The 14,027-nt window shown below is 66.9% G+C and carries 10 protein-coding genes; 4 read left to right on the plus strand and 6 right to left on the minus strand.

What is annotated here, in order from left to right; translation table 11 throughout:
• Positions 1–122: 122 nt before the first annotated feature.
• The 5 genes from ACX80M_RS18615 to ACX80M_RS18635 all read right to left on the minus strand — a co-directional run bounded on the left by ACX80M_RS18615 (position 123) and on the right by ACX80M_RS18635 (position 7,483).
• Positions 123–2,933, minus strand: a complete 2,811-nt coding sequence (locus tag ACX80M_RS18615; RefSeq protein WP_459310140.1) for a molybdopterin-dependent oxidoreductase — start codon at positions 2,931–2,933, stop codon at positions 123–125.
• 2 nt (positions 2,934–2,935) lie between these two features.
• Complete coding sequence (locus ACX80M_RS18620; RefSeq protein ID WP_252602852.1) at positions 2,936–3,871, minus strand: FAD binding domain-containing protein; 936 nt, start codon at positions 3,869–3,871, stop codon at positions 2,936–2,938.
• Positions 3,862–5,148, minus strand: a complete 1,287-nt coding sequence (locus ACX80M_RS18625) for an XdhC family protein (RefSeq protein ID WP_252602850.1) — start codon at positions 5,146–5,148, stop codon at positions 3,862–3,864. The genes ACX80M_RS18620 and ACX80M_RS18625 overlap by 10 nt, the downstream gene beginning before the upstream one ends.
• A 298-nt stretch (positions 5,149–5,446) precedes the next feature.
• Positions 5,447–6,973, minus strand: coding sequence for an NCS2 family permease (locus ACX80M_RS18630; RefSeq protein WP_252602909.1), 1,527 nt, complete (start codon positions 6,971–6,973; stop codon positions 5,447–5,449).
• Positions 6,974–6,988: 15 nt separating this feature from the next.
• Positions 6,989–7,483 carry a nucleoside deaminase gene (locus ACX80M_RS18635; RefSeq protein WP_252602848.1) on the minus strand — a complete coding sequence of 165 codons (495 nt, stop codon included), beginning with the start codon at positions 7,481–7,483 and terminating at the stop codon, positions 6,989–6,991.
• Between the two features lie 390 nt (positions 7,484–7,873).
• On the opposite strand from ACX80M_RS18635, the gene ACX80M_RS18640 reads away from it, so the two are divergent.
• Positions 7,874–9,238 carry an 8-oxoguanine deaminase gene (locus ACX80M_RS18640; protein WP_459310141.1) on the plus strand — a complete coding sequence of 455 codons (1,365 nt, stop codon included), beginning with the start codon at positions 7,874–7,876 and terminating at the stop codon, positions 9,236–9,238.
• A 130-nt stretch (positions 9,239–9,368) separates the two neighbouring features.
• The gene (gene ligD, locus ACX80M_RS18645; RefSeq protein WP_252602844.1) at positions 9,369–10,622 is read left to right on the plus strand and encodes a non-homologous end-joining DNA ligase; all 1,254 of its coding nucleotides are present in this window, start codon (positions 9,369–9,371) and stop codon (positions 10,620–10,622) included.
• A gap of 104 nt (positions 10,623–10,726) precedes the next feature.
• Here the strand turns inward: ligD and ACX80M_RS18650 are convergent, their stop codons facing one another.
• Positions 10,727–10,924 (minus strand): hypothetical protein, encoded by a 198-nt coding sequence (locus ACX80M_RS18650; protein WP_252602843.1) that lies wholly within the window; start codon positions 10,922–10,924, stop codon positions 10,727–10,729.
• Positions 10,925–11,287: 363 nt separating this feature from the next.
• On the opposite strand from ACX80M_RS18650, the gene pucL reads away from it, so the two are divergent.
• The gene (gene pucL, locus ACX80M_RS18655; protein ID WP_252602841.1) at positions 11,288–12,196 is read left to right on the plus strand and encodes a factor-independent urate hydroxylase; all 909 of its coding nucleotides are present in this window, start codon (positions 11,288–11,290) and stop codon (positions 12,194–12,196) included.
• A gap of 165 nt (positions 12,197–12,361) precedes the next feature.
• The gene (locus ACX80M_RS18660) at positions 12,362–13,849 is read left to right on the plus strand and encodes a nucleobase:cation symporter-2 family protein (RefSeq protein WP_252602840.1); all 1,488 of its coding nucleotides are present in this window, start codon (positions 12,362–12,364) and stop codon (positions 13,847–13,849) included.
• Positions 13,850–14,027: the final 178 nt, after the last annotated feature.

Here is a 14,027-nt window from a genome sequence, read left to right on the forward strand (position 1 = left end):
CGCATCAGTCAAGGGGTCGCCGGAAGACGGCGAGTCACAAACGGTTACTACCGCAGCAACGCGGGGTCAGATGCGGCCCATTAAACCCCTCCCCACGGGCCGTATCTGACCCCGCGTTGGTTTTAGCGGGAGGGGACCAGCCCTGCCTCCTTCAAACCGAGGTAGATCTTGTCCCGCCCGATCGGCAACTCCGCAAACCGGACCCCCGTGGCGTTCCGGATGGCGTTGGCCAGTGCCGGCGCCACCGGATTGAAGGGGCTCTCGCTCATGGACTTCGCGCCGAGCGGGCCAACCTTGTCGTTGGTGGAAGCGAAGTAGACCTCGCTGCGCGGCACGTCCGCGAAGGACGGGATGTGGTACTGCCGCAGGATGTCCGTGGTGACCCGGCCGGCGTCGTCCACCCGGACCTCCTCATACAGCGCCACCCCCAGCGCCTGCGCGATTCCTCCTTCGATCTGGCCACGGCACTGCCGCGGATTCACCACCACGCCGGCGTCGGCTGCCTGCACACTCTGCAGGATCCGCAGCTCCCCCGTGCCGGTGTTGACCGCCACCCGGAAACCGTGGACGTTGAACGCGACCGACCTCGGGGTCCCGTCCCAGTTGCCCTCGACGGCGAGCTGCACGCCCTGGTGCCGCGCGGCGTCGTGGATGTCCGCGAGCAGAACCCGCCGCCCGGCGCAGTCCACGCCGCCGTCGTCGAGCACGCATTCGGTCTCCGGCACACCGGTCAACGCCGCCGCGACGGTGACGATCCGGGAAGCGAGCTCGGTAGCCGCCATCAAGGTGGCCTTCCCGGCCACCACGGTGCCGGCTGAACCGAACGCGCCGGTATCGTGCTCCACCAGGTCGGTATCGGACTGCCGCACGGCAACCTTCCCCGCCGTGGTGGCGAGCGCCGTCGCGGCCAGCTGTGCGTGCACCGTGGTGGTGCCGTTGCCGAATTCGGCGGTCCCGACGTCGGCCGCGAACGTGCCGTCGGCGAGCAGGCTCACGCGGGTGTGGGCGAAGTGGCCGCGGGGCGGGACGGTGTCGATCATGGACAGCGCGGACCCTTCCCCGGTCACCCAGTCCGGACCGAGGTCATCGAGCCCGGCGTCGCGGTAGCGCTGCTTGCCGCGGTCCAGGGCATCACGCACCAGGGAGATGCACTGGTCCAGGCCGTAGCTGCCGTAGTGGACGTCCTCCTCAGGCTCAGGGTTGGTGGAGAGCATGTCATCGCCTTCGCGCACCATGTTCCGGCGCCGGAATTCCAGGGGATCCATCCCGATGCCGACAGCCAGCTCATCGATGGCCGACTCGATTGCGAAGATCATCTGGCTGAGACCGTAGCCCCGGAACGCCCCGGCCGGCACGGTGTTGGTGTAGACGGCATGCGCGTCCACTTTCTTGTTGGCGCACTTGTACACGGCCAGCGATTCCCCGCAGCCATGGAACATCACGCCCGGGGCGTGGTTGCCGTACGCGCCGGTGTTGGTGACCACGTCCAGCTGCAGCGCGGTGAGGAGCCCGTCCTTGCTGGCGCCCGCCTTGAGTTTGATGGTGAAGGGGTGCCGCGTGGTGGTGGCAGTGAACTGCTCCGTGCGCGTGAACTCCACCTGCACGGGCCGGCGCAGCATGAGCGCGGCGAGGGCTACGAGGTCCTCTGTGAGCACTTCCTGCTTGCCGCCGAAGCCGCCGCCCACGCGGCCGGCCACCACGCGGATGCGGTCCTCCGGCAGGTCGAACACCCGGCCCAGCGTGCGCCGGACCAGGAACGGGACCTGGCTGGAAGTGCGGACCACGAGGCGGTCTTCCTCGTCGAGCCAGGCAATGGAGGAATGCGTTTCCAGGGCGACGTGCTGCACGCGCTGCGTCCGGTAGGTGTGCTCGTGGACGAAGTCGGCAGCGGCGAAACCGTCCGCCACGCTGCCCAGCTCCGAGTGCAGCTCGGCCACGACGTTCTGCCGCGGCCGCGAGATCCGGGCCTTTATCGCGTCCTTGTCCCCGTGCAGTGCCGGGGCGCCGGGGAGCATGGCGTCCTGCGGGCTGAAGACGGTGTCCAGCAGCTCGTAGTCCACCTGCAGGGCGCGGGCCCCGGCCTCGGCGGCACTCACGGATTCGGCCACGACCGCGGCCACACGCTGGCCAATAAACCGCACCACGTCATCGAGGACGCGAGTGTCGTCGGGATCGTCCGTGTAGAGCTCGTGCTGGGCGGTGGAGAAGTGCTGGGCCGGGGCGTCCTCGTGGGTGAAGACGGCGACGACGCCAGGCACCCGGAGTGCGGCCGTCCTGTCGATGGAGACAATCCGGGCATGAGCGTGGGGTGAGCGCAGCAGTTTCAGGTGGAGCAGGCCCTGGAGCTCTTCGGCCGGGACATCCAGGGTGTAGCGGGCGGTGCCGGTAACGACGGCGAGGCCGGCCGGGGCGGGCACGTTGTCGCCGAGCTGCCCGGTCCGGGACGCTGTGGTGCCGGCTGCGGAAGCCGGACGGGCGGCGCCACCTGCCGCGCCGCCGTCGTGCGTAAGGGTCCCGCATACTGCGTCCGCGATGGAACGGTAGCCGGTGCAGCGGCAGAGGTTACCCTTGAGGCTGCGGGGCAGGTTGGCTTTCTGTTCGTCGTCGAAGGTGGCTGCGGTCATCATCATGCCGGCGGTGCAGAAGCCGCACTGGAAGCCCTGTTCGGCCAGGAACTGCTCCTGCACGGGGTGCAGCGCACCGCCCTGGGCGAGGCCTTCGACGGTGATGACGGCCTTGCCGTCGGCGCGGACGGCCGGGTAGATGCAGCTGTGTACGGGGGTGCCGTCCACGTGGACGGTGCAGGCACCGCAGTCGCCGCCGTCGCAGCCTTTCTTGACCCCGAAATTGCCCTGTTCGCGCAGGAACGTGCGCAGGCACTGGCCGGGGCGGGGTGTGGCCGGGGTGGCGGTGCCGTTGATTTCGATTGCCATGCTCAGGCCTCCTTCTGCTGCTTGTTCTGTGCTGTGTCGGGTTGCGCGCTTGGCTGCGGCGACAAGGCGTGCGGCCGGCCGGCCCAGAAATCGCCTGACACGGTGAGCCGTTCCTCCAGCAGTTCCGCTCGGATCTCCTCGGCAAGCCGGAGGGTCATGTCCCGGCGCCATTCGGGCAGCCCGTGGATGTCGTTGTGGTACAGCTCCGCGGGAATGGCCTTCCCGACGGCGGCCGCCAGGGCCGCGGGGCCGGCCATCTTGGCAGCGGTGAACCGCAGCTGTACGGGGCGTTTGGTGGCGGCGGTTACGGTGATGACCAGGCCGCCGTCGGCGTCGCGCCGTCCTATCAGCAGGACTCCGGAACGGCCGAGGTTGCTGAGCGAGAGCCGCCGGAAGGCCACTTTCGCGGACAAGGCCGACGCCGGCAGGTGGATGTTGCGCAGGAGCTCGCCGGGTGCCAGGCTGTTTTGCCCGTCCCCGGTGATGAACGTGGCCACCGGGACCGTGCGGCTGCTGCCGCCGGGGCCGAGGATGGTGGCGGTGGCGTCCAGTCCTGCGCAGAGCGAGATCATGGGCCCGGCCGGGAGTGAGGTGCACAGGTTGCCGCCCACGGTGGACATGTTCCAGACCTTGAAGGATGCCACGAAGGAGTCGCAGCATGGACGGAACAAGTCCAGGCCCGGCCACTCCCTGCCGGCAACTTCGTCCGAACCCGGCAGGGCGTAGAGCTCCGCGACGGTGCATGTGGCGGCCAGTTCGATCCCGGCGTTGCTCACGGTCACGGCCGGCCAACCCGCTTCGCCAAGGTCCAGCAGCCGCTTCAGGACGGTACTCCCGTAGGAGAACAGGACCGTGCCGCCGGCCAGCCAGGCATCGCCGTCGCGCCATTCGGCGGGGTCCGTCGTGGGCACGACGGCCTCGATGGTGTTCATGTCCATGGGTTCTCCTGGCGGGGTTCGTGCGTGCGGGGTTCGTGCGTGCGGGGTTCGTGCGTGCGGGGTTCGTGCGTGCGGGGTTCTGATGTGGGGTGGATGGGGCCGCTGCCGTCCTTGAGCGAGGATGCCTTGAGCGGCGCCGGCGTGGTGCTGCCCCGTCCGGCCCGGCCACGGGACGCGAGGATCTCGGCCGTGATGGAAACAGCCACTTCTGCCGGGGTGACCGCGCCCAGATCCAGTCCGATGGGCGAATGGAGCCGCTCCAGCGCTTCCGCCGGCGTGCCGTCCGCGAGCAGCGCGTCGATGCGTTGGCGGTGGCTGCGCCGCGAACCCATGGCGCCCACATAGGCGAGGCCCAGGCCGAGCGCGGTTTCCAGCAGCGGGATGTCGAACTTGGGGTCGTGGGTCAGCACGCACACCACGGTGCGGCCGTCCACCCGGCCCGCGGCTGCTTCTGCCTCCAGATAGCGGTTCGGCCAGTCCGTGACCACCTGGTCGGCGGCGAGGAATCGGCCCTGGTTCGAAAAAGCCGGCCGGGCATCACACAAGGTGACGTCATAGCCCAGCAGTTTCCCGGCCGGGAGCAGCGCGGCGCCGAAGTCGTTGGCGCCGAAGATCAGCATGCGCGCGGCGGGGAGCCGGCTTTCCACGAACAGGGTGATGGGTTCGGGGTGGGTCTGGTCCCGGCTGTCGGAGCAGCCGCCGGGTGGTGCCACGCGGACCAAACCGGCGCGGCCGCCTTGGAGCAGCGGCTCGAGCTGGGCGGCTGCCGCGTAAACAGTGGCGGGATGGTCACCCACCAGCCGGGCAAGTTCCGGGGACTCCATGGCGCGGAACCGCACAGGATCCTGCACGACGACGGCTCCCCCGCCCGCGTCGAGCCGGCGGATCAGCGCCACGGCAGTGGTGGAGTGGCGGCCCGCCAGGCCGTTCAGCATGGCGAAGTCCATGGCCTCCAGCGAGGATCCGAGCGGCTGGATGTGGACCTCCAGCTCTCCTCCACAGGAGAGTCCGACGGCGAACGCGTCCTCGGCACTGTAGCCGAACGACTCAAGGCGGCTGCCGCCGTCGCGCATTACCGCAAGGGCGGCGTCCACTACGGCGCCCTCCACGCAGCCACCGGAGAGGCTGCCCAGGACGTCCCCGTGTTCCGACACAAGCATGGAGGTGCCGAGCGGCCGGGGCACGGAGCCCCCCGCGGCCACGATGGTGGCGACGGCGCAGCGCTGGCCGGAGACCGCAGGCCGCCAGCTTCCCAGTGAAGGTATTAGGTCCAGCATGGCAACACGTCCTTTACCACTGGGGTCCCGGACGGGAAGCCTGTCCGGAGCAGTGCTCGGTCTTGCCTCATAATCTCATTCCTTGCTGGTGTAGAGGGAAAGTCAGGTCAGTTGGTTTGAGAGGACCGGGGCGGGGCCTCTAATCCCGCCCCGGTCCGTGACGGAACAGCCGCACTCCACCGCCGCCCGCCGTCGTGGGTTCCGGTGCTGCGAACCACGGCGGCAGACGCCTACTCGATGCGGTGGGTGCGGCTGGACCGCCGTTTGAGGCGCCCGAATGGGCGGTAACGCCGGGGGCCTACACGCCCATCAGTGCGTTGATGGGTCCCCGGGCGAAGTAGATGATGAAGCCCGCGGTGACCACCCACATGAGCGGATGGACCTTCCTGCCCCTGCCGGACGCCGCGCTGATAACGGCGAAGGAAATGAATCCGACTCCGATGCCGTTGGCGATCGAGTACGTCAGCGGCATCGTGACGATGGTCAGGAAGGCCGGCAACGCGATCGAGAACTTGCTGAACTTGATCTCGCGGATCTGTGCCATCATCATGGCGCCCACCACCACCAGGGCGGCTGCCGCCACTTCGAGCGGCACCACCGAGGTCAGCGGCGTAAAGAACATCGAGCCCAGGAACAGCACTCCGGTCACCACGGAGGCCAGGCCGGTACGGGCACCTTCGCCGATGCCGGCCGCGGAATCGATGTAGACGGTGTTGGACGAGCCGGACGTTCCGCCGCCCACCACTGCGCCCATGCCCTCGACGATGAAGGCCGACTTCAGCCTGGGGAACGTACCGTCCTTGTGCGCCACTCCGGCGCTCTTGGCGAGCCCGGTCATGGTGCCCATGGCGTCGAAGAAGTTGGTGAACACCAGGGTGAACACCAGCATGGTTGCCGCGAGGCCGCCGATCCTTGAGAACGAGCCGAAGAGATCGAACTGGCCCACCAGGCTGAAGTCCGGGGCGGAGACCAGCTGGCCGGCGAGCACGGGCACGTTGAGGTGCCAGCCGCCGGGGTTGTCGGCGCTGCCGGGACCGATATGCATGGCGGCCTCGACGACGGCGGCGAGGGCTGTGGTGGCGACGATTCCGATCAGGAGGCCGCCCTGGATCTTGCGGGCCACGAGGATTCCCATGACCAACAGACCGACGATGAAGACGAGGGTGGGGATGGAGGTGATGGAGCCGTCGTTGCCGAGCTGGACCGGCGGGCCGCCTTTGGTGGGGCGGACGAAGCCGGAATCCACAAAGCCGATGAAGGCGATAAACAGGCCAATGCCGACGGTGATGGCAGCCTTGAGTTCCTTGGGGACTGCCTTGAAGATCGCCGTCCGGGCACCCGTGGCGCCGAAGAGGACGATCAGGACACCGTTGATGACCACCAGGCCCATGGCTTCGGGCCAGGTGACGTCCTGGATGACGGCCACTGCCAGGAACGAGTTGATGCCCAGGCCCGCTGCGAGCCCGAACGGCAGGTTGGCGACGAGGCCGAACACGATGGTCATAACGCCGGCGGTGAGCCCGGTAACGGCCCCCACCTGCGCTGCCGAGAGCCAGCCGCCGGCGACGTCCGTGGGGGCGTTCTCGGCCGAGAAACCGCCCAGGATCAGCGGGTTGAGGATCACGATGTAGGCCATCGTGAAGAACGTGACAATGCCGCCGCGGAATTCGCGCGCCAGCGTGGAGCCACGCTTGGTGATCTGGAAGAAACTATCCAGGAAGGATTTCGACGCCGGGGGCCGGGGTGCCGCCGTGTGCTCTGCGCCTTCGGGCGCAGCCTGCTTTTCAGCTGCGGTTCGCATTTCTGCGGGGTCCAGGATTGTCATGTCAGCCACCGGATCCTAGTAGTCAATCCTGGAATCGAGCGTGTTCCAGGTGTTGAACGGTTCCAGGATGGCGGGAGCCTGGGGGTCGCCCAGTTCCAGCTTGGCGACCGGCATCAGTGCATCCCGGTCCTCGTTCTCGAAGTACTCGTAGAAGACCGCGTCGTCGAAGCCCACGGAGGCTGCGTCGTGCCGGTCGGCGGCGAAGACCACGTTGCCGATCCGGGCCCAGAGGGCCGAGGCCAGGCACATGGGGCAGGGCTCGCAGCTCGTGTAGAGGGTGGCTCCGCTGAGATCGAAGGTGCCGAGCTCGCGGCAGGCATTGCGGATGGCGGTGACCTCGGCGTGGGCCGTGGGGTCGTTTGTGGCGGTGACCCGGTTGACGCCTTCGAAGGCGCGGCCATCCGCGGTGACAATGACGGCGCCGAACGGGCCACCGCTGTCCAGGACGTTGGCTGTTGCCAGATTTATGGATGCGGCCAGGAAATGTTCGGCCGTGACGGTTGTGCTCATTTTGCGACTTCCTTAGTGGCAAGGAAGCCCAGTAACCCTGAGACGGGGACGCGCCAGTGATACGGCTACCAGGCTTCAGCATGTGCTTTTGAAGGTTCGCCTGGTAGATAGCTTCCCGGAGTCCGGGTGCCCGCCTTTGGCAAGATCGAGATTAGCACCGGATGTGTGAGCAGCGCCATAGTTTTCTGGAAACTTAATTTCGTGATGTGAAATTACCTAGCAACGCGGGGTCACATACGGCCTATCCAGAGGCGCGGAATGGGCCGTATGTGACCCCACGTGGCATTGACTTCCGTCGCGGCAGCACCCTAGGCTGGCGCCACCTGGATCAGCAGACAGGGCCTAACTGAGCTGGAACGCATTTGTTGCCGACCAGACAAGGAGCCATCCATGGCCCACCCGCATATCCCGTCCAGGCTCTGGATCAGGACCCCGCTCGCCGCTTTCACCGCCAACGGGCTCGACGCCGGCGGCGGCATCGTGGTCAGCGGCGGCATCATCGCCGAGCTGGTTCCGGCCGGCGGGCAGCCGTCCGCACCCTGCGACTCGACATTTGACGCCTCCGCGCATGTCCTGATGCCGGGCCTGATCAACACGCACCACCACTTCTACCAAACCCTCACGCGCGCCTGGGGTCCGGTGGCCAACGCCCCGCTGTTCCCCTGGCTGCAGAACCTCTACCCGGTCTGGGCGCGCCTGACTCCGGACAGCCTGGAACTCGCGGTGAAAGTGGCCCTGGCCGAGCTGCTGCTCTCCGGCTGCACCACGGCAGCCGACCACCACTACTTGTTCCCCGCGGGACTCGAGGACGCGATCGACGTGGAGGTCGGCGTCGTACGCGAACTCGGCATGCGGGCCACCCTTACGCGCGGCTCCATGACCTTGGGAACGGACGACGGCGGCCTGCCTCCGCAGTCCACGGTGCAGCGGCCGGAGATCGTTCTGGCGGACAGCGAACGCCTCATCTCCCAGTACCACGAGCGTGGCGACGGCGCCGTCATCCAGATTGCGCTGGCACCGTGCTCGCCGTTCTCGGTGACCAAGGAAATTATGGCCGAGAGCGCCCTGATGGCCGAGCGGCTTGACGTCCGGCTGCACACGCACCTCGCTGAGACCATCGACGAGGAAGACTTCTGCCTCTCGATGTTCGGCCTGCGCACCGTGGACTATCTTGAGAGCGTCGGCTGGCTGGGCAACCGCACCTGGCTGGGCCACGGTATCCACTTCAACGACGACGAGATCGCCCGGCTGGGAGCCGCCGGCACCGCCGTTGCACACTGCCCGACGTCGAACATGCGGCTCGCGTCAGGCACCGCACGCGTGCTGGAACTCGAGGCAGCCGGGGTCCCGGTGGGGCTGGGAGTGGACGGATCGGCGTCGAACGATGCTTCCAACATGATCCTGGAAGCTCGGCAAGCGCTGTACCTGCAGCGGCTGCGCTACGGAGCGGATGTGCCGGTGGAGCGCGCTCTTGGCTGGGCGACACGGGGCTCGGCAGCCGTGCTGGGGCGTTCCGATATTGGTCAACTGGCGCCGGGGATGCAGGCCGACCTGGCACTCTTCCGCCTCGACGACCTGCGGTTCTCCGGCAGCCACGACCCGGTGGCGGCGCTGTTGCTGTGCGGCGCGGACCGCGCGGACCGCGTCATGGTGGGCGGGAAGTGGCGTGTGGTGGACGGGCAGATCCCGGGGCTGGACATCGCGGGGCTCATTGCGGAGCACTCGGCCGCGGCGCGGAAGCTTGTGGCGGGGTAGCTCTTCGCTGGCCGTTTCGACGGTTCCCTGCGCACACGACGTCCAGCGGCGTCGGGCGTTCAGGGAACCGTCAGAACGGGCCTATGCACGAGCTCTGGCTGCCACCTCCGATCGTTGCTAGCGTGGCGGCATGAGCCCGTCGAAGACCCCGGCCGAGATCCTCGACATTGGCGGCACCGAGGTGAGCATCTCGAGTCCGGACAAGGTGGTTTTCCCCGAGCCCGGGCTGACTAAGCTCGACCTGGTCCGCTATTACCTCGCCGTCGCGGATGGTGCGCTGCGCGGTGCGGGTGGCCGGCCCATGGTGCTCAAGCGCTTCCCGAAGGGCATCGACGCTGAGCCGTTTTTCCAGAAGCGCGTGCCCGAAAACCACCCCGACTTCATCGACACAACGACGCTGCACTACGCGTCGGGGACGTCGGCTGAGGAGGCCGTCATCCGGGATGCTGCGGGCCTGGCGTGGGTGGTGAATCTTGGCTGCCTGGACCTTAACCCGCATCCCGTGCGCGCCGAGGACCTTGAGCACCCGGACGAGCTCCGGGTGGACCTCGATCCGATGCCGGGGGTCAGCTGGTCCCAGATCGTTGATGTCGCGCATGTCGCGCGGGAGGTGCTCGACGACGTGGGGCTGGTGGGGTGGCCGAAGACGAGCGGGTCGCGTGGACTCCACATCCTGGTGCGGATCGCGCCGCAGTGGTCGTTCCGCGAGGTGCGGCTCGCCGCCGAGACCCTCGCCCGCGAGGTCGAAAACCGCGCTCCCGGCCTCGCTACCGCGCGGTGGTGGAAGGAAGAGCGCGGCGAAAGTGTGTTCGTCGACTTCAACCAGAACGCAAAGGACCGCACCGTGGCATCGGCGTACTCGATCCGACCGTTGCCCGATGCCCGGGTTTCGACGCCGCTCACCTGGGATGAGGTCCGCTCCATCCGGCCGGAACAGTTCACGGTGCGGACGGTGCCCGGGCGCTTCGCCAGCGTGGGCGACCCGCACGCCGGGATCGATGACGCGGTGGGCACACTCGACGGGCTCCTCGCGCTGGCGGCCGAGCTCGGCCCCGCGGAGAAAGCGCCGCGCAGCGGCGACGGCTCCGGCCGCCGGCAGTCGCTGATGCCGCTCATCGAGGTTGCCCGCACCAGGACCAAGCCCGAGGCCCTCGCGGCACTCGATGAGTGGAAGTCCCGGCATGCGGACCTCGTCCCGGCCCTGCACCCCGCCGATGTGCTCGTCGACGGAATGCGCGGATCAAGCTCGCTCTGGTACCGGGTGCGGGTGAACCTGCAGCACGTCCCCGAACCGGAGCGTCCGCCACAGGAGGAGCTCATCGCCGACTACGACCCGTGGGCCGGCAAGCAGTGGCCGGGGCGCCCGGGGCCGTCGGAGTCCTGATCCTGGCGACGCGCAAACGGCCCCGCGACGCGCAAAAGGCCTGGCGACACCCGAATTTGGGTGTCGCCAGGCCGTTTGCGTGTCCTCAACGAAGATGCGTGTCGTCAGCCCCGTCGGGAACGCTGGCTGCCGAAGCCCGGCAGGCCCTGGACCCAGCGCGAGAAGCGGCCCGGAACATGCTCCCGGTCCGCGGGCAGATAGAAGTCCGGATCCGTTCCGCCTCCGAGGGGAAGGTAGAACTCCTGGACGGCGGGTGCCGCCGTGTGTTCCGGTGCGACCGGCGTTGTGTCCTGCTGGTACATCTGATCCTCCTCCGAGGTGGGTTGATGATACTTTGATGATTCCGCAAAGTGGAAAAGAACTTTTGCTATGTGAAATAGCCTAAACTGCCGGATCTCGGTACGTCAATGGTCCGGGCGACCCTCGGTCACAAACTGATTTTTCAGATTGTGATGTACACCACCCCGAAGCTGGGCTATTCTGGTACCCAACTCGTGGCGCAAGTCACGTAACCTGGGAGCAGCAGGCAGGGTCGTAATGAGCTGACATCAATTGATGTCGGCTCATTTTTTGTTGGGCCGACGGTACTAGAAACGCGCGGGAAATGCGCGCTTAATTTCTATGTGGAACCTTGGTCCCACATACCTGAAGTTGGGAATCTGACCATGAGCAGCAACATCATCCTCGGCCACAACCAGTACGGAAAGGCCGAAGTCCGCGTCGTCAAAGTCACCCGCGACACCGACCGCCACCAGATCGAAGACCTGAACGTCACCTCGCAGCTGCGCGGCGATTTCGAGGCTGCGCACCTCCAGGGCGACAACGCCCACGTCGTCGCCACGGACACCCAGAAGAACACCATCTACGCCTTCGCCAGGGCGGGCGTTGGCTCCCCCGAAGCCTTCCTTCTTCGCCTCAGCGAGCACTTCACGTCAGGCTTCGACTGGGTTACGGGCGGCCGCTGGGAAGCCGAGTCCTACACCTGGGACCGCATCCAGTCGCACGGCTCCGAACACGACCACAGCTTTGTCCGGAACGGGCAGGAAGTCCGTACCGCCGTTGTGGTCCGGGACGGCAACACCACGCACCTGATCTCCGGGCTCAAGGACCTGACCGTCCTGAAGACCACCCAGTCCGGCTTTGTCGGCTACCCGCGAGATAAGTACACCACCCTGCCCGAGACCACGGACCGCATCCTGGCCACGGATGTTTCCGCCCGCTGGCGCTACAGCACGGGCCTGGACCACACGGCCACGGACTTCAACAAGAGCTACGAGGACATCAAGGCCCTCCTGCTCGAGGGCTTCACGGAGAACTACTCCCACGCCCTGCAGCAGACCCTGTTCGACATGGGCAAGAAGGTCCTGGAAGCACACGGCGAAGTGGACGAGATCAAGTTCTCGATGCCCAACAAGCACCACTTCCTGGTTGACCTCAGCCCGTTCGGGCTCGACAACCCCAACGAGGTCTTCTTCGCCGCGGACCGCCCCTACGGCCTGATCGAGGCCACGGTCCAGCGCGAAAACTCAGGCACGGCCCCCGCCGCCTGGAACGGCATCGCCGGCTTCTGCTGATCTGCCACCGGGTCTCGACGGGCTCGACCACCGGACCAAACCCGGTGGTTGGGCCCGTCTACGGTGATTGAGCTTGTCGAAATCAACCGGCCCCAAAGCCCCAAATTGTTAGCCAGACATTGTTAGCCAGACGAAGGCGTCTGCCATGAACCAAGAAAGTCTGCCATGAACAGCAAGAAGAAGTCCCGGCCCGCGTCGACTAGTTCCGCGGCCCGCCCCGAGGACAAGCGCCTCTCGATCGGAAGCACGTTCGCGTACGGTTTCCAACACGTTTTGACCATGTATGGCGGCATCATCGCCCCGCCGCTCATCATCGGAGCCGCGGCCGGTATGTCCGCCACGGACATCGGCCTGCTCATCGCGGCCTGCCTGTTCGTCGGCGGCCTCGCCACCATCCTGCAGACCGTGGGCATCCCGTTCTTTGGATCTCAACTGCCCCTGGTACAGGGCGTCTCGTTCGCCGGCGTCTCCACCATGGTGGCGATCGTGCAGGGCGGCGGCGGCATCCAGGCCGTCTTCGGCTCGGTGATTGTGGCGTCCCTGATCGGCCTGGCCATCACGCCGCTCTTCTCCAGAATCATCAAGTTCTTCCCGCCCGTGGTCACCGGCACCGTCATCACCACGATCGGCCTGACGCTGATGCCGGTCGCCGCCAACTGGGCCATGGGCGGCAACGCCAAGGCCGAGAACTATGGGAGCGTGGCCAACATCGGCCTCGCCGCGGCCACCATGGGCATCGTCCTGCTGCTGAGCAAGGTGGGTAATGCCGCCATCTCCCGGCTGTCCATCCTGCTGGCCATGGTGATCGGCACCGTGATCGCGCTGTTCACGGGCATGGCGGATTTCTCCAAAGTGGGCCAGGGCGACGTAGTTGCCTTCCCTACGCCGTTCGCCTTTGGCCTGCCGACCTTTGAGATTGCGGCGATCATTTCGATGCTGATTGTCATCCTGGTGACGCTCACCGAGACCTCGGCGGACATCATCGCCGTCGGCGAGATCGTGGACACCAAGGTGGACTCCCGCCGCATCGGCGACGGCCTGCGGGCGGACATGCTCTCAAGCGCCATCTCGCCCCTGTTCAACTCCTTCACCCAGAGCGCCTTCGCCCAGAACGTTGGCCTCGTGGCCATCACGGGCATCAAGAGCCGCTTCGTCGTGAGCGCCGGCGGGCTCATCCTGGTGATCCTGGGCCTGCTGCCCATCCTCGGCCGTGTGGTCGCAGCGGTTCCGACCCCCGTCCTGGGCGGCGCCGGCGTCGTACTCTTTGGAACGGTGGCCGCCAGCGGCATCCGCACGCTCGCAAAGGTGGAGTACAAAAACAACATGAACCTGGTCATCGTGGCCGCCTCCATCGGCTTTGGCATGATCCCGATTGCGGCCCCGAAGTTCTACGACCAGTTCCCGTCCTGGTTCTCCACGATCTTCCACTCGGGCATCAGCTCGGCCGCCGTCATGGCCATCCTGCTGAACCTGCTCTTCAACCACCTCAAGGCCGGCAACTCGGAGAACCAGTCAGTGTTTGTGGCCGGCACCGCCCGGGTGGTCACCGAAGCCGACTTGAAGATCCTGGCCGACGGCGACCGTTACGAGGGCGGCAAGCTCATCGACGCCGAGGGCAAGGAAGTCCCGCTCAAGACGTCCGCGGAGCACTAACCCCAATGCCGTTCGGTTAGTCGTCTGGGTCGGGTGTCAAGATTCTCGTGGTGAGTGTCGCGGGGTAGGTTCGGTGGTCGATGGCACGGCCTTTGGCCCGGTATTTCGAGATCGCGCGTTTGATCACGCGGGGCCGGGTGCGTGTGCGGCGGTCGGGCATGAGATCGGCCCGTAGCGC

It is taken from the genome of Pseudarthrobacter sp. MDT1-22, assembly GCF_054511035.1.